Genomic DNA, 21,321 nt, shown 5'->3' with positions numbered 1-21,321 from the left:
TTACTGTGTTTCCTTCGTATTCCAGTTTTGCAGCTTGCGATAAAGCGTCGATGGGCTGACATCTAGATAACCCGCAGCTTTAGGGATATTCCCTTCACAGGCCTGAATCGCTTGCTCAATGGCTTTCTTCTCTGTTAACCACAGAGGGAAAATGTCATGTACAGAAAAACTGTCTTTGTCCTGCAGGTCGACTCTGATCTGATTTTCAACCGGCTGATTCAGTGGAGGCGGCAACATATCCATGGAGATGTTTTCACCATTGTTGAGTACCACGACGTTCCTCAGTACGTTTTGCAACTGACGAACATTACCCGGCCATTCGTATTGAGCGAACCGGCTCACGACTTCTGGTGCCAGTCGGACAAAGTCTTTTCCTTCCTCTTTAGACATAAAGCCTAGCAGAGAATAAGCAATTTCTATGACATCATCCCCACGCTCCCTTAAAGGAGGTAGGTGTAACGGAATCACGTATAAGCGATAATATAAGTCTTCACGGAAGCGACCTTCTTGCACCTCTTTCCAAGGGTCTCGGTTGGTTGCACAGACGAAACGCACATCGACACTCTTCATTTTCGAAGAGCCAACTTTCTGGAAAGTACCCGTCTGAATAAAGCGTAGCAGCTTAGTTTGCAGATCCAGATCCATCTCACACAGCTCGTCAAGGAACAGTGTGCCTCCATCAGCTAACTCAGCTGCGCCTTGTCGATCAGTGGCTGCGCCGGTAAACGCACCTTTCACGTGACCAAACAATTCACTTTCAATCAGATCTTTAGGAATAGCCGCACAGTTGATCGCGATGAAGGGCTTGTCACCACGTTTGCTTGCCGCATGAATGGCCTCTGCACACACCTCTTTACCCGTACCACTTTCACCAGTGATGAAAATACTGGCTTTACTGGATGCGGCGGAGTCGATGGTACGATACACCGCCTGCATAGTGTGGCTACTACCGATAAAGCCTTGATAATTCTGGTTGCCCGGATTATCGGCTTCATTTTTCAACTTGGTCGCTTTGCGAATAGCGTTGTTAACCGTGACACGAAGTCGGTCTGCTTCACACGGTTTGATAAGGAAATCCTGAGCACCATGGCGCATCGCTTCTACAGCGGTATCAATCGAGCCGTGCGCCGTCATGAAGATCACTGGAACATCAGGCATTTTCTGTTTCACTGCATGCAAAACATCCATACCTGTCATGTCGGGAAGACGAAGGTCCAATAGGATTAAATCAGGAGTGCGAAAGTTGAGGCTTTCAATGGCATCACGCCCGGTACCAACGATGTTGATATCGATACCCAAAGGGGTGAGATAAGAACGGTACAACGCCGCGACCGACGCAGTATCTTCAACCATCAAAAGATATTTAGACTTTTGTGTTTGCGTATTATGTTGCATAACCTAGCCGAATTTTTCTTCGCAATTTGTATAAATGATTGCATTGCGCTTTGCATTTTGCAAATTTAATGCTCAAAAAACGAGAAACGCCCTAAAATTGGCGTAAAAAAATTGGCACGTTAAATGCTGTTATAAGATTGACCCTTACGGGTCACCTAGCCAACTGACGTTGTTAGTGAACTTAGTATTCACAAATTACAGCCAATAGAATTTATTTCTACTGGCTATTTTTTTATCTGTCAGTCAGAGGTCATAACAAAAAATCAGCTATTCACAATGAACTGCTGACGCAATTTTTCAATTTGATCTCGTTTCTCAGCCGCCGCTTCAAATTCCAGATCCTGAGCATGCTGATACATCTGTGCTTCCAACTTGCTAATCTCTTTTTCAAGCTGTTGCGGTGTCATCGCATTGTAAGACTGGGACGGCTCTGCGACCTTGGACAACGGAACCTGCTTATTAGTTCGTTGTTTTTTGCTCTTAGCAATATCGCCAAGTTCCATAATATCTTTAATATTACGTTTCAGTGCCTGCGGCTCAATGCCCATCTTATCATTATAGGCTTGTTGTTTCTCTCTACGACGGTTGGTTTCTCCCATCGCCTTGTGCATAGATTTCGTTACACTGTCAGCATAGAGAATGGCTTTACCACTAATATTACGCGCCGCACGACCAATAGTCTGGATCAGTGAACGTTCCGAACGTAGGAAGCCTTCTTTGTCAGCGTCCAAAATAGCGACCAACGACACTTCCGGCATATCCAAACCTTCTCGTAGCAAGTTGATACCGACCAGAACGTCAAACTCACCCAATCTCAAATCACGAATAATTTCGACACGTTCAACCGTGTCGATATCAGAGTGGAGATAACGAACACGTACATCATGCTCCGTCAGGTACTCTGTTAAATCTTCTGCCATACGTTTTGTTAGCGTGGTGACCAACACACGTTCATCTTTAGCAGAGCGAATACGGATTTCAGACAGCAGATCATCCACCTGAGTCGCCACGGGACGAACTTCCAATTCAGGATCAAGCAGACCTGTTGGACGAACGACCTGATCGGCCACTTCGCCATCTGATTTCTCCAGTTCGTAGTTACCCGGTGTTGCGGAGACAAAAATGGTTTGTGGTGCGAGAGATTCAAACTCTTCGAATTTAAGCGGTCGGTTATCCAAAGCAGAAGGCAAACGGAAGCCAAATTCCACCAGCGTTTCTTTACGGGAACGGTCACCTTTGAACATGGCGCCAATTTGCGGCACAGTCACGTGAGATTCGTCGATCACCAACAAACCATCGTGGGGCAAGTAATCAAATAGGGTCGGTGGTGGCTCACCTTCACTACGGCCACTGAGGTAACGAGAGTAGTTTTCGATACCAGAGCAGAAGCCAAGCTCTGTAATCATTTCAATATCAAATTGAGTCCGCTGAGAAATGCGTTGCTCTTCAAGCAACTTGTTGTTATCCAACAAATGCTTTTTGCGACTTTCCAGCTCAACCTTAATATTTTCAATCGCATCCAAGATCTTATCTCTTGGCGTAACATAGTGCGTTTTCGGATAGATGGTAAAACGAGGTAAATCGCGTTGCTTGACCACACCCGTCAGTGGATCGAAGATACTGATACAGTCGATTTCATCATCAAACATTTCAATACGTACCGCGTCTTGATCCGATTCCGCTGGGAAAACATCGATCACTTCACCACGGACACGGAACTGGCCTCGCTCAAACGCGACATCGTTGCGGCTATATTGCAATTCAGCTAGGCGGCGTAAGATATCTCGCTGGTCCATCACATCACCGCGACGCACGTGCAGCATCATTTGTAAGTAAGACTGAGGGTCACCAAGACCGTAAATCGCGGAAACAGAAGCCACAATAATGGCATCTTTGCGTTCAAGTAATGCTTTGGTCGCGGACAGACGCATTTGTTCAATGTGGGCGTTTACAGAGGCATCTTTTTCTATAAAAGTGTCGGTCGTCGGTACGTAGGCTTCAGGCTGGTAATAGTCGTAGTACGAGACGAAGTACTCAACAGCATTATTAGGGAAAAACGATTTCATCTCACCATAAAGCTGCGCAGCTAGAGTTTTATTCGGTGCGAGCAAAATCGCAGGGCGCTGGGCTTGTGCAATTACATTGGCAAGGGTGAAGGTTTTACCTGAGCCAGTAACCCCCAGTAGGGTTTGATGCGCGAGTCCCGAGTCTAATCCATCCAATAGCTGGCTAATCGCTGTTGGTTGGTCACCTGATGGTTGGTAATCCGACACCAAATCAAAAACTTTGCTCATTTGCACCTCACCCGTACATGGAGAATAAATCCGGTCTATTTTGACTGTATAAATATACAGAAACAATAGCCAGAGAGAAAATAACTCTCTGTTTTAGAAATTTTGCCTTGTTAACGCTAGATCCCAATATTCAATCCTGCTATTATCTCTCGCCCTACTCGGGAACCACTCTCATATCCTTCAAAAATTCGCTCACAGCTTATTCACATTTCTGGCCAATATTCCAACTTGTCCACATTGATCAAAAAATTTCCTAAATCACAAAAACTGAACTAGATTCCACCTGACGCTTTAATATACAACAAGTTAGCCTATGATCTTTTTTGATTATTTTTAGAGCTAAACACCTATTATTGCTCAGTTTATTCATTGCTCAAGATTCATCAACACAGTTATCCACAATTTTGGTGGATAAGTAAACCTAGCCTAGACACGCCAAGGGCTACAAAAAAGTAAAGCACTTTTTAGCAAAAAAATTTAGACCATTGAGGCGATTTTGAGGTTGACAGCGTTTCATCTCGCCGATAATATTCGCAGCGCTTAAACGCAATTCCCCCTTAGTTCAGTTGGTAGAACGGCGGACTGTTAATCCGTATGTCGCAGGTTCGAGTCCCGCAGGGGGAGCCAAATTCAGAAAAAAGACGTCCTAGGACGTCTTTTTTCGTTTCAAAAGCCTTAAAGCCTCACACAACTGTACTTCCTCTTCTAAGCAATCAAATCGATTTACCAAGCTTTTCCACCTACCTAGCCTTAAATCATAAATGCCAAATAACTACCTAGCGCGAGCTAACCGCCCCTTCATCGTTACATTCTTCTATCGCCTAAAAGCCCAATAAACAATGGGATACACCATTAAGTAAATTATCAATAATTGTAAAGAAAAAGCAATTTAGCTTTATTCCGAACCAATCCGTGCATTTCCTTTCGCTTTTGACGTTTCTACCTCTACCTTAGCGCCACTTTCACCGTGATGTGAAAGCGACAACAACAAAAGAGTTAGCGAGTCGCTAGCGTTAAATGTAGGAAACACACTATGCAAAACAAATCCTTAAAACTGGTTACTTTCGGTGTCTTGATGGCGACAACAGCATTCACTGCCAATGCTTCAGAGAACTATGATTATTTCATTGGCCTTGATGCAGGTGCCCGTATTAGCGGTAAAATCGAACAGGAAATTAGTGGCGTCAATCAAGACGAAGATATGTCATCATCAGCGGTGTTTGGTTTGCGTGGTGGTGTTATCTTCAATAATGCTCACCAACTAAGTCTAGGTTATGACTATCGCGGTACGAGTGAAGAAAACAGCTCAGATGATGATCTTGAAGTCGGCACACTCTATACAAGGTACGACTACCTTGTGCCAATCACAGAGAAACTGTCTTGGACTTTAGGTGGCAAACTGGGCTACGAAATGTTCAATGCGAGCTACGATACTGACGAACTGGATGGCGTGGTGTTGGGAGCACAAACAGGCCTTAGTTACCGATTTAATGATTGGAGTGTAGGGACAGAAGTCGATTACCTTTATCACACAACAGAAGTTACCCAAGGAACAGGAAGTAATAAAGCAACCTTTAAGCTAGGTGACGAGGTGCTATTGATGACGAATATCCAATATCACTTTTAAAGTCAGCCCAAATAAACTGTCCAAATATCTCCCGAATGTTCGGGAGATAACAAACGGCGTCATATACATATCTCTATAACAATGAGTCCTTCACTAGAGTATGGTTTAAAAATGACGTTGCTTCCGCCGTCAACGTGTATCTTTTTTGGTTATCTTGTTTTATCAAACCAGACTTTTTTAATGATTGAATGTGAAAATTCAGCTTGGTGTGATCATCTATCGAAATGACGTTAAAAAGCTCACTAAACTTCATTGAGCTTGCTTTGGTTAATGCATACAAAACTTGACGTCTAGTTTCATTGGATAACGCTGAAAATATTTTGTTTTTTTCCGCAGATGAAGGACAAATGGTAAATTTCTTCTTTTCCAAGTATTTTTCGACGGTCAGTAACACCTTGTTAGCCGTGAAGGGTTTTACAATCACATCATTCGCACCATGATGCATCGCACTAATCACAGTATCGACAGTTGCGTATGCAGTTATCAATATCACTACAATGTTTGGATTTGATTTTCTGAAGTGGGATATAGCTTCAATTCCGGATAGCCCAGGAAGCAAATAATCGATGATCACAACATCAATCTCGAATATCTCGGATATATCAATGCCTCGCTCGGAGTCACAAGCTGCATAAACGTCGAACTTACTACTAGGAAATATCCTTTTTATACTGCTTAGCAGTAGCTGATCATCTTCAACGATTAATATTGATTTCTTCATTAAATTACTTCTCGAAACTTGGGATGACGATAGTTACTTTTGTGCCAAAATTGGGGTCAGAGTTGATGATTATTTCTCCATTATGTTCATCTAATATTCTCTTACATATCGATAGCCCTAAACCAGTACCCTTACCTATAGGTTTGGTACTATAGAAAGGTTCAAATATCTTATTTAGATCAGATTCAATAAATCCGGAACCAAAATCAGTGACGCTAACTTTTACCTTATCCTGATAACCAACGGCATCGATTATAATTTCACTCCTCGGTCCTGATGCATCAATGGCATTGTTAACAATATTGATAAGAACTTCTTCCATTTTGGTAGGCATTACAAAAAACGTAAGTTCAGAAGGTATATTAATTTTAAGCGCATTATTTTTTACTTTATTTGCCAATATATTCAGCGCATTTTCTACTAAGAGATATACTTTGCATTCAAGTTTTTTTTCTGTCCTATTATTGGAATAATTGAGAAGTGACTGACAGATTTTACTCGCTCTATCAACACCTAACTCTGCCCGCTCCAACAGAAGCGTTCTCTCTTTAGGGCACTCCTCATGATGCAATGCTTCAATAGACAGTGCAGTGGCGGTAAGAGGATTGTTTATCTCATGAGCAACGCCCATAGCTAAACGTCCTATCGTTTTGTACTTGTCTGTCTCATAAGAAATTCGAACTTGATTGTCATATACTTGTTGTTTCATTCTGGCATATGCTTGAAAAGCCGAAATACATAGAAGGCTCACTATTAAAAAGTACAAAAGCTGCCAAATAGGAAAGTTGAACGTGAATATTGAATCAAGGAAATAGAATATCATTGGTAAACTACCAACCGAGATACCCAATCGAGTGAATCGCGCCTTTAATATTCCCGACTTAGACTTTGAGTAATAAATGATTGACAGCCCAATGAATAGCGCCCATAGCATCAACGTACTCACAATGGCCTCACTAAACGATTCACCAAATCTAAAGTCTTGATTGCTAAAAAATGTCATCATTGATGAATAAGAAACGATCACAAAACACATCGTTTGAAACGATTTAATTAGATTGGATATCGTCTTACTAGGTGTCACCGTCAGATTAAAGCAAAAATAGAAAAGCGATAATAATGATATTGCTATCAACGACCAATGCCACAGAGCAAAAATCTCAATTTTTCTTTCGTCATTAATTCTTTCACCAAACAAAATATCGTACATTTCTGTCCATACAACACAGGCGTATGAAAATGAAAATACTGCTGCACTGCATATTTTGCTGTTTATAGAATAATGGCTAAATCTAAATTGACTTAATATTAAAATAGAACCTAGAGAAAAAAGTGACACACCCAATAAAAGGTACGTTACGAACACACTATAGAACGTCAAGACAACCTACAAGATAATGATTAGATAAATAATAAAAAATTAGGAGTAGGTTACATCAAATACGGAATTATGTGTATATCGATTAACAACCACTAACAATAAACGTAATAATCAGAACCACTCGGTTACAATTAATTTTAATTAGTTGTATTTTAAGAACTATTTTTATATTCAAGATGAAATGTTGTTACATTTTATCTAGATCTAACATCATAATTTAGCTTTCGCAGTGATACTCAACCTATCGCCTATCCTACCATCAAAGTATGTGTTTACAGGTAATAAAAACTGGTCTTCTTTGTAGACAGAAAATTTCTTAACATTTCTCATTATATTATTCATAGTATCTTGATTAATATAGCTTTTATCTAAGTAAAACAACTCATCCCACACATCAATTGTCTTATGGGTAGGACGTTTTTCACTCCTAACCAATAACATACCAATACATTCATTCAACTCTTCGAAGATGTAAAGCTGCTTGGAGTCTTGCTCTATGAACATCAAGAAATAGTTGAAGCAGCCTTTATAATCGAATTTATGCTCAACATCACAACATATTTTTCTAATATAAACATCTATCAAAGTTGAAACATCAAGCAAATTAGCTCTTCTTATTTCCAAAGCAGTAAAACTCCATACTCTTATTATCTCATTGTTATCCATTCAAAGTGTTGGTTTTTATCGAGATCTTTTTTGTTAAAAACATCTGCTACACCATAATTCTTTCTCAACAGCATATATGAAAAATACACTATCTTACTGTCAATTTTCCCATTCTCACAATTAGATGAAAAATCAATCATTAGATGTTTAAGTTTATTCACAGTATCTAAGGTATGGTACTCAGAAGTAAGATGGAAGAATTCATCCCAGACTTCATATAAATGGTGTGTAGCTCTTACTCCAGAATTTATTAGTAACAATCCTATAATTTTCCCTTCTCTACGTATTAAGTAGATACATTTACTAGCTTCTGTAATAAATGACAGTATATAGTCGTAGCTACCTTTATAATTTATAGACGAATTTTTTAATGTGCTTCTGAATGAGAGCTGCGTAAAGTAGTCTACCGTCTCGACGACTTCATCATATTTACAAAGTTTTATTGACAACATGTGTTTGGATACCGGAAATTTAGATTAACTGTTCAATTAGCAACCTGAGTCAATAATTAGATACTCAGGGTCGGAGATGGACCCTAAGCTCTCTAGCGCTTCTGTGTACTCTAGTCGACAATCATCATTTACTGATTTTCCATTTGGGACAAAACGAATCATGGCTCCCGTAGACTGAATTCCCCAACTTCCTGTGGTTATTGCCTTGTTTCCCGACAATGGTTCAAACTCTACATTAAATACCTTTTCTAAGTTGGCTATAGTATCAGACTCGCTTGTGAAGCTTTTTATATATCCATAATCAACGGCAACCAATACCCCTTCGTTAAATTCTACTGTTTGATTTCTAGACATTTTTACATTTTGTATTACTGATTTCGAATGAATAAGTGCGTTCAAAGCTTTAAGGTCTGATTGTAAACTTTTTAATTTTGATCGATGAGCATGGTATTTAAAGTCGAGGTATCTTGGCATCGACATCGCTGCCAATACTCCAATAATGATGATAACAACAATCATCTCAACCAAAGTGAATCCTTTGTATCTCACAGCATATAAGCCTCTAATAAACAAGGGTGGCCATATACAAAAGCTTTTATTATTGGCTTACAAACACCAAATTCAGGCTCATATGTACTTATGTAAGCATGCTTTAATATAGTCTTTTAATCTTGATTAAAATCGCTCATATTTCTTTAGAAATATCACTAAAAGTTATCTAGAAGATTTTTCACTATTGTCTATGATGAGGCAGTAAATAATTCGTTGTACTGCATAAATGATAAAGAAATATTTGTTCAATTCTATAATTAGAGACTTTGCATTTTCTGAGGTGTATTTCGGATTTGATAAAGAAAGAGAAAAACAATCAAAACCTTATGATGCTCCAGAAGGAAAGATGATATGCATAATGTTTTTGGTAAAAGATAACGATGTAGTCATTAATAAAATAAGGTACAAAAAAGACAAATGGTACATATGTGAAATTGACGGTGAAACCATCCTGCATCAATATGGTCCATTTAAAACGAGAGATATCGTATTCAGCCGAAGTCGTAGAATATTAGGCGTAAAGGACATAAGAAGTACCATTATTCCTAAATAGGAAAACTCATATGAAAGAAATAAATATTAAGGTTAAAACCCTTCAAACTAAGACATGTGACAGCGATACAAAGTGGCTCGCTATATTTGGTCAAGTAGTAGGAGAAGGTCCTACAGAAAGCGAAGCGATGTACGACATTATTAAAGAGTTAGGTAAAAAGCATCCGAAAACTCTAGTCGGAAAATTCTAGGCTCATAACTCGTCCAATATTATTTTAACGACAGGCAAGAAAGTGGATCATTTCAAATGTGCGATTGATATCCTTGTCATCCATACAGGGAAGTCATATGAAGAGGCTTGCCATGAGCTCGGTTTGGATCACGACAGAGTAAAGGTTGATAACTTGGCTCGGAGGGCATCTCAGAGATCAACACCTAGGAGCGAAGCTGACAAAAAAGTTAAGTCAAAGTGATAGAAAAGAGTCATTACAGAGTTGTACTGACTCTTCTTGCTTTTAGTCTCAAGCACACTGCTCGACTTTACCTTGTTCTGTTTTTGCCTTTGGCTTGGATGTTTTTTTCGCAGCGTCTAGATTAACGACTTCCTCTGTGGAGACATTCTTTGAGTTACCTAGAAAGACCCCACCTTTCTGAATGGTAAACTCTGTGGCAGACACTTCCCCCTCAAGGTAGCCGTGTTCTAGAATCTCTAAGCTTTTGGTGTAAACCTTGCCAAGGAAGCGGCCATTGATAATCAGACGTTCAGCGCGAATCGAACCGTCAACAGATCCGGTCGCACTAATGGTGACACTACGATCGGTTTCAATGCTGCCCTTTATTTGACCATCTATCTGGATGTTACAAGTAAGCTTGAGTTGTCCTTCAATATAGCCTCCTTCCGCGATGACAGTTTGAGAGCAGTGGCTATTTGATTCTCGATTCTGTTTACCAAGTAATCCCATTTTACGTCCTTATTCGATTCGAAAATCGAGTCAAAGTTATTCATTTCCCATTTGGTAAAAGGCAATGGATCCAGAGAACGCCCCACCAAACGAACCTCATAATGCAGGTGATACCCAGTCGATAACCCAGAGTTACCCGACAGGCCAATCAAATCACCTTTCTTAACGTAATCTCCACGCTTCACCTTGAATGCACTCAGGTGAGAGTAAGAAGAAGTAAAACCGAATGAGTGCGCCAGTTTTAAGAAATTGCCTGAGCCTTTATTACTTTTTCTCGCCACTTCGATAATGCCATCAGCCGGAGCGTAAATTGGAGTTCCAGCATTAACCGCGTAATCAATACCATGATGCATGGCTTTCATTTTGGTGACTGGATGAACCCTGCGACCGTAATGGGAAGAAAGATAACCCGCTTTAACTGGCCGTCCATTGGGTATCAATTGCATCATCTGATGACGAACCGCAGTACTGAGCGCGGCACTATCAACTCTATCTCTTAAGTCTAAGGACTCGTTGGAAAGCTCCAGCGCAGACTCAATATCACGCAGTTTGTCCGTCACATAAGCGAGATCTTGCTTCTTTCTCGTCAGGTGGCTTTCTAAGTCACTCTGAAATTCGTGTGAGCGTATTAGCTCTTTTTCGAGAGAATAGGCTTTGCTCAACAGTTCACTTTTTTCCCGTTCGGAATCAGAGGCATCGCCCGCTAGAATCGACAAAAGTCCAAGCAGGGTAAAGAACACCACAGCAATAAATAACAGCGAGTACTTAATCCCTGTAATAGCCCGGAACGACAGATTAAAAAAGCGCGTCCCCTCAATGCCAGTGACCATAACGGTTAAGTGATTAGATTCCATACTTTCTCAATGACACACTCTTACAATCATTAAAGTGAGAGGAATTCTATCAGGGCAAAATGACGCGAGAAGAGTCAGGTTTCCAATTCGGAAACCTTATCCCAGAGATAAAAATTGGATTTAATTGCGGTTCAAAACAGGTCGCTTAGGCTATTTTGGTCCTGAAAACAGAGTCACAACTACTCAGCCACTTTCTCGCGATTAAAACGCTTCATGTCACTGGCAAATTGCTTAAAATCAATGCGTTTAACCAACGCAGCACAGACAGGAGGAAGTGGTTCAAACATAAACACACTGTCGTGATGAAGAAGATTGTCAAAAATGAGGGTAAGGTTGTCTTTGTTAGACAAACCCGTAGAAAGAAATAGTGCATGGATTTTCGCCACACTGCTCACTTTGTCGAGCTTACGGGTAAAGCTATCCAGCACAGACTCCGCGCTTTGTCGGGCCCCCGTGAGAAATTCAGCATGAAGCTGAATTAATGCCAGATGCTGACTTTCGCTATCCGTGAGCTTGTGGCGGGACATTTCTTTAACGACCTGATCAAATTTCTTCTCATACAAACCACTCCCCTCTTCACTTCGCATCCAAAGCATTAGCAATGCGAACAGATAGTTCAGAGTGTGCTGGGCAACATCCCGATTGATCAGTTTGGCGGTATTAAGACCAGAGGAGAAATGAACCAGAGCATCATCATATCGACCGGCGGCAATGCTCATCAACGCCAACGATGTCTGATGAGCCAAACTAAGCCCCCAACGTGAGCCTGAATGAGCTAACAGGCGATAAGCATCCTGTATGCTGCCATTTTGCAACATCAGCAACGTCCCTATCTCGTCAAATGGCTGACCGAGTTGAAACTTGGCAGAATTGAACTTGTTATAAAGCTCCAGCGCGTCGTCTGACTGAGCATTTAATACCAACGCATTGAGAAACAGGCTGATCTCTAGAGAATAATCTCGCTTGCCCGCCTCTTTTATCAACGCACCATATAGCTCCGTGGCTTGTTTTAGTTCACGTTTGACCAAGTGATGGTGGGCACGATTGAGTTTGAAATCATACTGATACTCAAAGTAGTGCTGCTCAAAGAATTGGTAGCGCTTTTCCATCTCGTCAGCACACTCAATATCGTTGCGCTGAAGCAGAGGCCAAACCTTATTCTTCTTCTCAAACACCTTGCGGATAAGAACACTAATATCCCGCTGATTATCTTCCGGCTTGAGGTGGACATCACCAAAGTAATAAGAGCTGTCACGGATACTGCTGTCCGCGCAATCCATAATGATTGTCGAGCGCTCATCTATAGTCTTCGACTTTCTCAACTCAAGAATCAGATCCTGTGACTTAACCGTGTTTTTGCGAAAGCTCTGATCACAAATCAGAATATCAAAACGGCCATGGAACGTCCGATTAAGCGCTTCATGTGGGGAATTCAGATGAATAATCTTATGTTGCTTGATTCCCAAAGAGAGCATAAGACTAGATATGCTAATGTTTTTGTTCGGAAATTCTTTGATGATAAGGACGTTTGCATCTCTTAACTTAAGCATACCAACCTTTCTCTCCTCCTTAGGGTAAATCAGGCTTGATGCAGTTTAAGGTGACGCAAAGCCTTGCGGGTGACGAATTATTGAGCTTTTTGCGCGAATCGGCTATTGATAATCTCTTCTAACGCGAGCTCTTCCTTGTGTCGAATGTCAGAATTGTGCTCTTCCTTCCAACGTTCGAGAGTATTTTCCAGACCTTTGACTCTGAGGTGCTTATTTTCAAGCTGTTTTTGCAACGACGTGCATTGCGCTTGCATCACCTCCTGCTCATGTTCCTGATGGACAATCAGCTTATGAAGCATCTGATCCACACGGCTACGATTGAGTAATGCCTCTCGATGTAAAGCCATAACATGACTCGATCTTGGTTGCGTCTGGCGCTTCAGTTCCATCAGTTGTTGCAAACGCTGCTGAACTACTGTGTGCTGTTGACGAAGCGATTCCAACTGCGCAGACATTCTATCTCGATGCTTTTGCTGAATTTTCTGAAACTTCTCCACAGCACGCAATTTCGCTTCCATACGTTAATTCCTAATTTGATTGAAAGAGCTGCGCCAGTTCGGTCAGGCTTTGAGGAAAATCCACCGAGCAGTCTGCCGCTTGCTGAAGGTATGCCGTCAGCTGTGGATACAAAGCCACCGAGCGATCCAGTTCTGGATCCTGTCCCGGTTGGTAACCTCCCAGTGGCAGTAGATCTTTAACTTGAAGGTAATTCGAATAAGTCTTGCGAAACTCGTTCGCCAAGGTCAGGTGGACAGGCTGTGAGCAAGCTGTCATACAGCGGCTCACCGAAGCATTAACGTCAATCGCCGGATAATGTCCTTGTTCTGCCAGTTTACGAGATAAAACAACATGACCATCAAGAATGGCCCGCGCAGAGTCAACCACTGGATCTTGCTGATCATCCCCTGCAGCAAGAATGGTATAGATGGCAGTTAGGCTACCATTTGGGTTTTCGCTGTTTCCGGCACGTTCAAGTAACTGCGGCAAGGCATTAAATACCGATGGTGGATAGCCTCGAGTGGCAGGCGGTTCACCTAGAGAAAGGGCAATTTCTCGCTGTGCCATCGCATAACGAGTCAACGAGTCCACCATTAGCAAGACATCTTTCCCCTTATCACGAAAATACTCTGCAACTCGGTGGCATAGCAGCATAGCTCTAAGACGCATCAGCGGCGATTCGTCTGCTGGCGCAGCAATGATAATCGCTTTCTCACGCGCTTCAGGAGTCAAGTTAGACTCAATGAATTCACGGACTTCACGACCACGTTCACCAATCAGGCCTACGACAATGACATCCGCTTCCGTATTTTGAGTAATCATTCCCATCAAAACACTTTTCCCCACTCCACTGCCCGCCATTAACCCAATACGTTGACCTTTACCTACCGTAAGTAGGCCATTGATCGCTCGTACCCCAACATTGAGCGGTGAATCAACGGGTCTACGCTTTAGAGGGTTGATTGGTTTAGGCTCTAGTGAAACGCGATCACCACCTTGCAAGACAGGTCCATCATCAAGAGCTTCACCTAGCCCATTCACCACGCGTCCCATCCAGTTTTCGCTGAGCTGAACTGTGCTGTCTCCATCCAGTGGGATCACTTTCGCTCCCGCAAATAATCCACCAAGGCGACGAATTGGCATCAGATAAGCGATGGTATGATCAAAGCCCACAACTTGTGCTTCAATCATGTCACCTTCCGCTGTCTCAACTAGGCAGCGTTGTTCAAGCTTAAAGCGACAACCTACCGCTTGCAGCATCAGCCCTGTGACTTTTACCAGTCGCCCTGTGACCCTAGCCACGGGAATGGAATCCAGCGAAGCAATGGCTTCACTGGTTCGTTCAGACAGAAGATCAAATGCGAGCGTATTACTCATTGTCAGCTTCAACCACAGGTGTCACTTCTTCGAGCAAGTGCTCTTTGACGTTGTCCATGCAAGCTTGTAAGCGCGAGTCACAGCTGGCGTCCGCCTCAGCATCATCGGTCACCAAATGACACCCGCCAGTCGGCAGTTCTGGGTTGGCGACCAGCTTCCACTCTTTCGGCAATTCCGCATTGATTTGAGTGATGCGGTCAAGATCCTGAGGGTTAAGATGAACAGTCACCTTCTCTGTTTTTCCGGGCATCGCTTCGAGTGTTTCATCAACGAGCGCTAGGATTTGTTGTGGCATCAAAGTCAGCTCTGCTCGAATCACCTGTTGTGCGACCTTTTGTACCAGTTCGCAAATGATGTGTCGCTGCTGTTGCTCACGCTCAGACTGCCAACGTGACAAGGTTTGATAAAGCTCATTTACTGGCTTAGTCGCTTCAAGAAATGTCTGCTTACCGGACTGTTCACCCGATACGAAGCCTTTCTGGAAACCTTCTTTCTGGCCTTCCAGTAAGCCTTGCTGTTTCCCCTGGCTCAACCCTTGACGGAGGCCTTCTTCATGTCCCTGTTCGAGACCTGTCTGGAACCCTTCTTCAAGCTTTTGTTGCAGGTCTATCTGGGATTCCTGCCAGGAATCATCGATGGCAAATTCATCGTCGCCTGCCATTGGCTGTGCCAGTGGTGGAAAGCGATGAATGCGATAACCTGATGCTGGAACTTGCAGTAAATTGGATTTCACTAGTGACATGCTTTACTCCACTGTAGGTTCGTCATAAAGCACGAGTTCGATTTCACCCGCCTCATCCAGCTCACGTACGATCTGCATGATTTCTTGTCTCGCGCGCTCCACTCGACTTAGTGGCACCGCTCCGCGAATTTCCATGTCGTCTTCCAGTGCTTTGACCATGCGCTGTGGCATTGCACTTTTAATGGTTTGCTGAAGAAGAATCTCTGCACCTTTCAGAGCCACACCCCAAAGTTCGAGTGGAACTTGCTGAACCAAGCGATCCATTGTTTCTTCTCTCTGTCGACCTAGCACCATGAAGTCGAACATGTTTTGCTCAATTTCACTCACCACTTCTTCATCGTGCAACTTGAGCATTTCCATCAATGAACCACGGTCACCTTCAAATCGGTTAATGATGTCCGCCACTTGTTTAACTCCAGAGAGCGGCGCACTCTGACTGACCGATACTTGTTCAATACAGCGTTCAATCAGGTCATTCAGATCGCTCGCAACCTGATGGTCAATATCCTGAAGCTGAGCAATCCGATACAGGAGTTCATCATGGTAGTCTTCAGGTAAATGCTTGAGCACTGTTGATGAGCTTTCCGGTGGCAGGTAGGCTAGAAATATCGCCTGCATCTGCGGGTGCTCATTAGATATGAATCGGGCTAAAACCTCAGCTTCCACCCACTGTAAGCGCTGCATATTATTCCGAATCTCATCACCGTATAGGTTGTTGAGCAGCCCTTTGGCTAAGTCATTACCTAGCGCTTTACGCAGTGTGTTCGACAGGTACTCTTTTGACGCCCCACGGATGCCACTGTGTTGACGAAAGTCCTCAAAGAAGTGCTGGATAACGCCGTTGGCACTATCACTTTTTATCCCACTCAATTTCGCCATTGCTTTTGTCACACGCTGGGTTTCATCTCGAGTGAAGTTACGCAGCACTTTGGCAGCGGCGTCTTCACCCATGCCGAGAAGAACCAGAGCGGTTTGCTCTACGTGACTAAGCGTTGCTTTCTGCTTTGACTCTGCTGTGTTCATTCACATTTACCCATTGTTTTAGTACTTCGGCGACTCGTTCAGGTTCTTCGTTGGCAATTAACTGCAAGTGTTTCAACTGAATCTCCAGTGGCGACCCGGCTGGCGGTAACATGTCATTCCCCACGTCCAGACCAGAGGAAGCGGCAATGCCTTTTTCAGATAACTTGCGATTCAGTGCTTCTTCACGTTCACGTTCTTCACGCGTTTGCAGATTATCGAAAATAGGCTCTTCCTGAGGTTCGGCGAACTCCAATTCTTGAGAGCGCATGTCTGCACCCGTCAGATGCATGATAAGTGGGCGGAGCACGAAGAAAATCATCGCCATACCCAGCATGCCTCCTATCACGTAACGCATCGGCTGCTGAATCGTTGGATCCTGCCACCAAGGAATGGTCGGTGGCGCCTCAATCGCTAGCGGTGTAAAACTAAAACTCATCAAACTCAAGCTGTCACCACGGTCAGCAGCAATACCCACAGCGTCAGTGACCATAGTAGAAATCTGAGCTTTTTCGTCCGCAGTCCAAGCTGTACCATTTGGCGCCGCGGCCTCATTGAGCAAGACAGAAACACTGAGCTTTTCGATCTGGCCCTGTTGATAGTGTGTGCGGCGTACACTGCTGCCCACAGCGTACTGACGGTTTACTTCAGAGCGAGCATTGGTGTTCTGACTATCCTGTGTCGGTACTTCCCCAGTTACCGGAGGCTGATTGCTCAAGGTTCCCGGAACGCCTAACGCAATCTGATCAATCGAGTTGTTGGAGATGGTGTGCTCATTACGAACAATTGGTGTGTTATCAAGAATTTCCTGAGTTTCTTCCACCTGACTAAAATCCAGATCCGCCGCTACCTGTACGCGGAAGTTACTCGGTCCGACAATCGGTGTCAGCATGTCGGAAGCGCGCTGAATAATTTGTTTCTCAACGTTCTTCTGATATTCAAGATACTTGGCATTTACCTTACCCGCTTCCGCTGAGGCAACATCAGCACTGAGTAAACGACCATACTGATCAATCACCGACACTTGTTCTGGCTTCATCCCAGTCACGCTGCCGACAATCAGATTAATAATCGCTTCGACCTGTTCCGGTTTCAGATCTTCACCAGGTTTGAGTTCAAGCATGACCGATGCTGAAGGCGCTTCGCTATTTTGTCGAACAAACAGTGTTTGACGCGGTATGGCTAGATGAACTCGGGCATTAGAAACCGCATTGAGCGAGATAATGGTACGTATCAGTTCACCTTCCAAACCATGACGATAGCGTGCGGTTTCCATGAACTGACTGGTTCCAAGAGAACTGTCTTCTTTGAGTGAATCTAAACCTGTTGGCAGTTTGGCTTTCACTCCCTTTGCCGCCAGCAACATACGGATTCTGGCGACTTCACCTTCTGGCACTAGTACTTGGCCATTTTGCTCTTGAAGTCGGTAATTTATGCCTTCAGATTCAAGGACAGAGACGATTTCACCGGTATCAAATCTTTCTTGCTGACTGTAAAGCGGTCGGTAGCTCTGTGTTGAGCTCCAAAGAGCCACCACAATGATTGCAGCCACAATCGCTGCCAAAACAGCAGACAGAACCAGATTTCTCTGACTGTTTGACCACAGCTGCTTCAATTTATGAGTGAAATCTTCCATTCCTCGCGAGGAGGAAGTTTGTGTGCTGGCAGCGCTAAATGTTCCGCCACCTGCAACTTGGGTAGTTAAATCTGACATGGGTTACACCGGCATCTTCATAATATCTTCAAACGAGGTCACGACCTTGTTGCGTACCTGCATCAAAGCGTTGAATGACAGGCTGGCTTTCTGGCTAGCAATCATTGCTCCGACTAAATCATCGCTCTGACCCGTTTCTACCGCGGTCATTTTTTGGCTGGCAGCCGATTGATGCTGATTGACCGTATCAAGCACATTGGTCATCGCTGTGGAAAATGAGAGAGGCTGATTCACCTGCTGCACATCAAGTGGATTAGCAGAAACCACGAACTCCGGTTGAATCTGAGCGCGCATTGCATCCATCTTGGATAGCATTAGCTGTTCTGCGGTCATCGAACTGTTTATTGGTTGACTTGCCATAACTTATCCTCCTTAAGCAGCCGAGCCTAGGGCCGACTGTAGATCAATACCTTGTTCGCGCATTGCCGCTAATTTGTAGCGCAAAGCGCGCGTAGTGACGCCAAGCGCGTTTGCTGTCTTGGTGCGATTGCCGCCATACTGGCGAAGTTGTTCGAGAATGTACTGGTACTCAGCTTGTTTCTTAGCCTCAACATGCCCCATGCTCTGAGAAGGCGTCGATGTCTGGACAGGGCTGATTAACTCAACTGGCAACATCAGATCATGCGCAGTAATGTAGTCACCGTGTCGCATGACTAATGCTCGTTGGATAACGTTTTCCAACTCTCGAATGTTTCCGGGCCAGTGATACTGACTGAGCGCCATCATGGCATCTTGAGATAGGTGGCACTGACTGCCATCTTGATATTTATTAATGAAGAACTGACTGATCGGCAGGATATCTTCGCTGCGCTCTCGCAGTGGAGGCCAATGCAAAGGTAAAACATCCAATCGGTAATAAAGATCCTCACGGAACGTGCCATTTTTCACTTCTTCGCGCAGATCTTTATTCGTGGCGGCAATGACCCGAATATCAAGCTGAATCGGCTTATGACTGCCCACTCGCTCAACTTCACGCTCCTGAAGCACGCGCAATAGTTTGGCCTGAACCGCTGGCGACATCTCACCAATTTCATCCAGCAGTATCGTTCCGTTGTTCGCTTCTTCAAACTTACCGCTTTGCGAGTGAGTGGCTCCAGTGAAAGCGCCTTTCACATGGCCAAACAAGACCGCTTCAAGCATAGATTCGGGGATGGCGGCACAGTTTACTGCGATAAAAGGGCCACTTGATCGTGGGGAATGCTCGTGGACATAACGCGCCAGCACTTCTTTACCAGTTCCAGATTCTCCGGTCACCAAAACACTGGCATTCGTGCAAGCTGCACGGTGAGCTAGCTGAAGCACCTGTTTGCTCCGCCATGATTCGGCAACAATGTTTGCCATTGGTTTGCCAATCACTTCAACACGCCGCAATAGGTTTACTAATTGGCTGTTTTCAAAAGGACGAAGCAGGTAATCCGTCGCACCAGCTTTCATTGTTTCAGCGGCTAAGATTCCCTGCTCTTGTTCAACAATTGCAATAGCAACGCCATTGCTTGATGTCTTTTGGTGACAACTGACGAACTCTCTGACACACATGTCAGGCAAATTTGAACTCACCAAAGTAATCGGCGCAGCACCCTCAAGCAGTGCACTTCGCCCAGTCCGAGAATGAGTCACACGGTAACCCGAATCCTCTAACACTCTAATGACTGGCTGAGCAAATTCATCCTTTGGCTCAACTAACAAGATATTTGTCTCTGCCATCTTTAAGCCTTTTCCCTATCGTTCATTTTTATATTTTGTTTTGGTACTACTGCTTCATCATTGCGCACCAGCCTTAAAGTCACACGGCGGTTCTTAGCCTGCCCTTCTGGTGTTGAATTACTAGCGATGGGGTATCGAGAACCATGAGACCGTACTTCTATTCTTGCGGCCTCTACGCCAGATTTTTTAAGTGCTTTCGCAACCAAATCTGCTCGTTGCTTAGAGATGGTTAGGTTAACGACGTTGGAACCGACGTTGTCGGTGTAGCCATCGATCAAAACTTTGCTGATGTTTTTGTCGGCGCGCAGATAAGTGTAAAGCGCACCCAGAGTATTCGTTTGTTGGGCGGTTAAGTGACGTTGGCCTAGGTCAAATGAGAGAGTGAGGTTTCGGGCTTGAGCATAGGACATGCCCGGTAAAGATGATTGGCAACGACGAAATTGGGCTAATGCTTTCTGAATGCGAATCGTCGGCAGAATATAAGTCATGCTATCGGAAGCGTCCCTTCCGCCAAAAGCAAACTTTATCCAATGTCCTGATTCAATATTGTTCAATAATTCATCAATATTATACTGAAACGTAGAACGCTGATTATTAATAGCGACATTCTGACTTATGAGTCTGAGTTCATTTACCGCACTCCATGGTGCAGGAGAACTATATAACTTAGCACTGTTCCAATTTTTATTGTTTTTTTCCACTTGAGAGTGGAAATATATTTTACTGACTTCTTCAGAGCGGAAATAAAACTTCCCATAGGAAGAATCTTCATACTTCAAATTACACGCTAAGCTACTTCCTTTATAACGCCAATTTACTTCATCCATAGGGACTTCAACCTCAGTGTCAGCGAGAGAAGAAGAACAATGAAAGAGTAAAGCTAATAAATATATTTTCGGAGCTTTCGTGTTCATGATGTTATATGAGTGCCATTAAATAAACAGAAGAATCATCCATTCGAATTAAATAATTTATCTCTTGGAAGTTCGATAAATTGGAACTTGTTTATATATTGACCGTTAGTTCATGACATCATCGCGATGTAATTAACATGTAACAAATCAATAAAAATCATTTAAAACCATAAAGATAAAACAGAACAAGAGACTGATAACGACAAAAAATCGTCATTCATCATTTGTATGTATCGCAAACTAACCTGTTTTATTTTTGATGAGAAGATATATATAACGACTTAAAATCAACATATGGAGTAAAGTCACAAATTTTATAAATCGGGGTTATTTAGAACAAAAAATTCTATGTAGACTTGCGCCAATTGAGTTAGAAAATTTAAAAATCGCTTTGTCAAGACACGGT

Annotated in this window: 20 protein-coding genes and 1 tRNA gene; 4 read left to right on the top strand and 17 right to left on the bottom strand. The window is 43.3% G+C overall.

The genetic code is table 11. The features are described from left to right. Nucleotides 1-1,395: a quorum-sensing sigma-54 dependent transcriptional regulator LuxO gene (gene luxO, locus F0265_RS12915; RefSeq protein ID WP_019275536.1), complete on the bottom strand. Its 1,395-nt coding sequence runs from the start codon at nucleotides 1,393-1,395 to the stop codon at nucleotides 1-3. Between the two features lie 263 nt (nucleotides 1,396-1,658). Beyond that, entirely contained in the window at nucleotides 1,659-3,689 is a 2,031-nt protein-coding gene (uvrB, locus tag F0265_RS12910; RefSeq protein ID WP_171749198.1) for an excinuclease ABC subunit UvrB, read from the bottom strand. A 551-nt stretch (nucleotides 3,690-4,240) separates the two neighbouring features. Here uvrB and F0265_RS12905 point away from each other — a divergent pair. Both F0265_RS12905 and F0265_RS12900 read left to right on the top strand, forming a co-directional pair. Continuing rightward, nucleotides 4,241-4,316: transfer RNA gene (locus tag F0265_RS12905), tRNA-Asn, on the top strand. Between the two features lie 406 nt (nucleotides 4,317-4,722). Continuing rightward, nucleotides 4,723-5,316 carry an outer membrane beta-barrel protein gene (locus F0265_RS12900; RefSeq protein WP_171749197.1) on the top strand — a complete coding sequence of 198 codons (594 nt, stop codon included), beginning with the start codon at nucleotides 4,723-4,725 and terminating at the stop codon, nucleotides 5,314-5,316. A gap of 73 nt (nucleotides 5,317-5,389) precedes the next feature. Here the strand turns inward: F0265_RS12900 and F0265_RS12895 are convergent, their stop codons facing one another. The 4 genes from F0265_RS12895 to F0265_RS12880 all read right to left on the bottom strand — a co-directional run bounded on the left by F0265_RS12895 (nucleotide 5,390) and on the right by F0265_RS12880 (nucleotide 9,085). After that, a complete protein-coding gene (locus tag F0265_RS12895; RefSeq protein WP_171749196.1) occupies nucleotides 5,390-6,037 on the bottom strand; it encodes a response regulator in 648 nt (215 codons plus the stop codon). 4 nt (nucleotides 6,038-6,041) lie between these two features. Next, the gene (locus tag F0265_RS12890; protein ID WP_171749195.1) at nucleotides 6,042-7,247 is read right to left on the bottom strand and encodes a HAMP domain-containing sensor histidine kinase; all 1,206 of its coding nucleotides are present in this window, start codon (nucleotides 7,245-7,247) and stop codon (nucleotides 6,042-6,044) included. Nucleotides 7,248-7,628: 381 nt separating this feature from the next. Next, nucleotides 7,629-8,084 (bottom strand): hypothetical protein, encoded by a 456-nt coding sequence (locus F0265_RS12885; RefSeq protein ID WP_171749194.1) that lies wholly within the window; start codon nucleotides 8,082-8,084, stop codon nucleotides 7,629-7,631. 488 nt (nucleotides 8,085-8,572) lie between these two features. After that, nucleotides 8,573-9,085, bottom strand: a complete 513-nt coding sequence (locus F0265_RS12880) for a prepilin-type N-terminal cleavage/methylation domain-containing protein (RefSeq protein WP_345775868.1) — start codon at nucleotides 9,083-9,085, stop codon at nucleotides 8,573-8,575. A 229-nt stretch (nucleotides 9,086-9,314) separates the two neighbouring features. On the opposite strand from F0265_RS12880, the gene F0265_RS12875 reads away from it, so the two are divergent. Both F0265_RS12875 and F0265_RS12870 read left to right on the top strand, forming a co-directional pair. Beyond that, nucleotides 9,315-9,641, top strand: coding sequence for a hypothetical protein (locus F0265_RS12875; RefSeq protein WP_171749192.1), 327 nt, complete (start codon nucleotides 9,315-9,317; stop codon nucleotides 9,639-9,641). Between the two features lie 10 nt (nucleotides 9,642-9,651). Beyond that, nucleotides 9,652-9,831: a hypothetical protein gene (locus tag F0265_RS12870; RefSeq protein WP_171749191.1), complete on the top strand. Its 180-nt coding sequence runs from the start codon at nucleotides 9,652-9,654 to the stop codon at nucleotides 9,829-9,831. Between the two features lie 270 nt (nucleotides 9,832-10,101). Here the strand turns inward: F0265_RS12870 and F0265_RS12865 are convergent, their stop codons facing one another. From F0265_RS12865 to F0265_RS12815, 11 genes are all read right to left on the bottom strand, one after another. Continuing rightward, nucleotides 10,102-10,542, bottom strand: a complete 441-nt coding sequence (locus F0265_RS12865) for a polymer-forming cytoskeletal protein (protein WP_129542192.1) — start codon at nucleotides 10,540-10,542, stop codon at nucleotides 10,102-10,104. Further along, complete coding sequence (locus F0265_RS12860; RefSeq protein ID WP_021458195.1) at nucleotides 10,428-11,396, bottom strand: M23 family metallopeptidase; 969 nt, start codon at nucleotides 11,394-11,396, stop codon at nucleotides 10,428-10,430. Before F0265_RS12860 ends, F0265_RS12865 begins: the two co-directional genes overlap by 115 nt. 179 nt (nucleotides 11,397-11,575) lie before the next feature. Then, a complete protein-coding gene (locus tag F0265_RS12855) occupies nucleotides 11,576-12,946 on the bottom strand; it encodes a hypothetical protein (protein ID WP_171749190.1) in 1,371 nt (456 codons plus the stop codon). A gap of 77 nt (nucleotides 12,947-13,023) precedes the next feature. Beyond that, nucleotides 13,024-13,464: a flagellar export protein FliJ gene (locus F0265_RS12850; RefSeq protein WP_171749189.1), complete on the bottom strand. Its 441-nt coding sequence runs from the start codon at nucleotides 13,462-13,464 to the stop codon at nucleotides 13,024-13,026. A 10-nt stretch (nucleotides 13,465-13,474) separates the two neighbouring features. After that, on the bottom strand, nucleotides 13,475-14,821 hold the full coding sequence (locus tag F0265_RS12845; RefSeq protein WP_171749188.1) for a FliI/YscN family ATPase: 1,347 nt from the start codon (nucleotides 14,819-14,821) through the stop codon (nucleotides 13,475-13,477). Further along, nucleotides 14,814-15,563, bottom strand: coding sequence for a flagellar assembly protein FliH (gene fliH / locus F0265_RS12840; RefSeq protein WP_171749187.1), 750 nt, complete (start codon nucleotides 15,561-15,563; stop codon nucleotides 14,814-14,816). The genes F0265_RS12845 and fliH overlap by 8 nt, the downstream gene beginning before the upstream one ends. 3 nt (nucleotides 15,564-15,566) lie before the next feature. After that, nucleotides 15,567-16,586 (bottom strand): flagellar motor switch protein FliG, encoded by a 1,020-nt coding sequence (locus F0265_RS12835; RefSeq protein ID WP_019275543.1) that lies wholly within the window; start codon nucleotides 16,584-16,586, stop codon nucleotides 15,567-15,569. After that, the gene (gene fliF / locus F0265_RS12830) at nucleotides 16,549-18,297 is read right to left on the bottom strand and encodes a flagellar basal-body MS-ring/collar protein FliF (RefSeq protein WP_038156246.1); all 1,749 of its coding nucleotides are present in this window, start codon (nucleotides 18,295-18,297) and stop codon (nucleotides 16,549-16,551) included. Before fliF ends, F0265_RS12835 begins: the two co-directional genes overlap by 38 nt. Nucleotides 18,298-18,300: 3 nt before the next feature. Then, the gene (gene fliE / locus F0265_RS12825) at nucleotides 18,301-18,657 is read right to left on the bottom strand and encodes a flagellar hook-basal body complex protein FliE (protein WP_171749186.1); all 357 of its coding nucleotides are present in this window, start codon (nucleotides 18,655-18,657) and stop codon (nucleotides 18,301-18,303) included. 12 nt (nucleotides 18,658-18,669) lie between these two features. Beyond that, a complete protein-coding gene (locus F0265_RS12820) occupies nucleotides 18,670-20,001 on the bottom strand; it encodes a sigma-54 dependent transcriptional regulator (protein WP_006963030.1) in 1,332 nt (443 codons plus the stop codon). Nucleotides 20,002-20,003: 2 nt separating this feature from the next. Beyond that, a complete protein-coding gene (locus tag F0265_RS12815; protein WP_171749185.1) occupies nucleotides 20,004-20,915 on the bottom strand; it encodes an OmpA family protein in 912 nt (303 codons plus the stop codon). Between the last annotated feature and the right edge of the window lie 406 nt (nucleotides 20,916-21,321).

The organism is Vibrio sp. RE88 (assembly GCF_013113835.1).
Lineage (GTDB): Bacteria > Pseudomonadota > Gammaproteobacteria > Enterobacterales > Vibrionaceae > Vibrio.
This window is presented reverse-complemented; position numbering and strand designations above follow the sequence as displayed.

Bases quoted from the DNA above. Each gene is read 5' to 3' on its own strand.
- F0265_RS12890 (WP_171749195.1), bottom strand. From the start codon at position 7,247: ATGTACGATATTTTGTTTGGTGAAAGAATTAATGACGAAAGAAAAATT.
- fliH (WP_171749187.1), bottom strand. From the start codon at position 15,563: ATGTCACTAGTGAAATCCAATTTACTGCAAGTTCCAGCATCAGGTTAT.
- F0265_RS12900 (WP_171749197.1), top strand. From the start codon at position 4,723: ATGCAAAACAAATCCTTAAAACTGGTTACTTTCGGTGTCTTGATGGCG.
- uvrB (WP_171749198.1), bottom strand. From the start codon at position 3,689: ATGAGCAAAGTTTTTGATTTGGTGTCGGATTACCAACCATCAGGTGAC.
- F0265_RS12895 (WP_171749196.1), bottom strand. From the start codon at position 6,037: ATGAAGAAATCAATATTAATCGTTGAAGATGATCAGCTACTGCTAAGC.
- fliE (WP_171749186.1), bottom strand. From the start codon at position 18,657: ATGGCAAGTCAACCAATAAACAGTTCGATGACCGCAGAACAGCTAATG.
- F0265_RS12850 (WP_171749189.1), bottom strand. From the start codon at position 13,464: ATGGAAGCGAAATTGCGTGCTGTGGAGAAGTTTCAGAAAATTCAGCAA.
- fliF (WP_038156246.1), bottom strand. From the start codon at position 18,297: ATGTCAGATTTAACTACCCAAGTTGCAGGTGGCGGAACATTTAGCGCT.
- F0265_RS12870 (WP_171749191.1), top strand. From the start codon at position 9,652: ATGAAAGAAATAAATATTAAGGTTAAAACCCTTCAAACTAAGACATGT.
- luxO (WP_019275536.1), bottom strand. From the start codon at position 1,395: ATGCAACATAATACGCAAACACAAAAGTCTAAATATCTTTTGATGGTT.
- F0265_RS12815 (WP_171749185.1), bottom strand. From the start codon at position 20,915: ATGAACACGAAAGCTCCGAAAATATATTTATTAGCTTTACTCTTTCAT.
- F0265_RS12835 (WP_019275543.1), bottom strand. From the start codon at position 16,586: ATGAACACAGCAGAGTCAAAGCAGAAAGCAACGCTTAGTCACGTAGAG.
- F0265_RS12875 (WP_171749192.1), top strand. From the start codon at position 9,315: ATGATAAAGAAATATTTGTTCAATTCTATAATTAGAGACTTTGCATTT.
- F0265_RS12860 (WP_021458195.1), bottom strand. From the start codon at position 11,396: ATGGAATCTAATCACTTAACCGTTATGGTCACTGGCATTGAGGGGACG.
- F0265_RS12845 (WP_171749188.1), bottom strand. From the start codon at position 14,821: ATGAGTAATACGCTCGCATTTGATCTTCTGTCTGAACGAACCAGTGAA.
- F0265_RS12885 (WP_171749194.1), bottom strand. From the start codon at position 8,084: ATGGATAACAATGAGATAATAAGAGTATGGAGTTTTACTGCTTTGGAA.
- F0265_RS12865 (WP_129542192.1), bottom strand. From the start codon at position 10,542: ATGGGATTACTTGGTAAACAGAATCGAGAATCAAATAGCCACTGCTCT.
- F0265_RS12820 (WP_006963030.1), bottom strand. From the start codon at position 20,001: ATGGCAGAGACAAATATCTTGTTAGTTGAGCCAAAGGATGAATTTGCT.
- F0265_RS12855 (WP_171749190.1), bottom strand. From the start codon at position 12,946: ATGCTTAAGTTAAGAGATGCAAACGTCCTTATCATCAAAGAATTTCCG.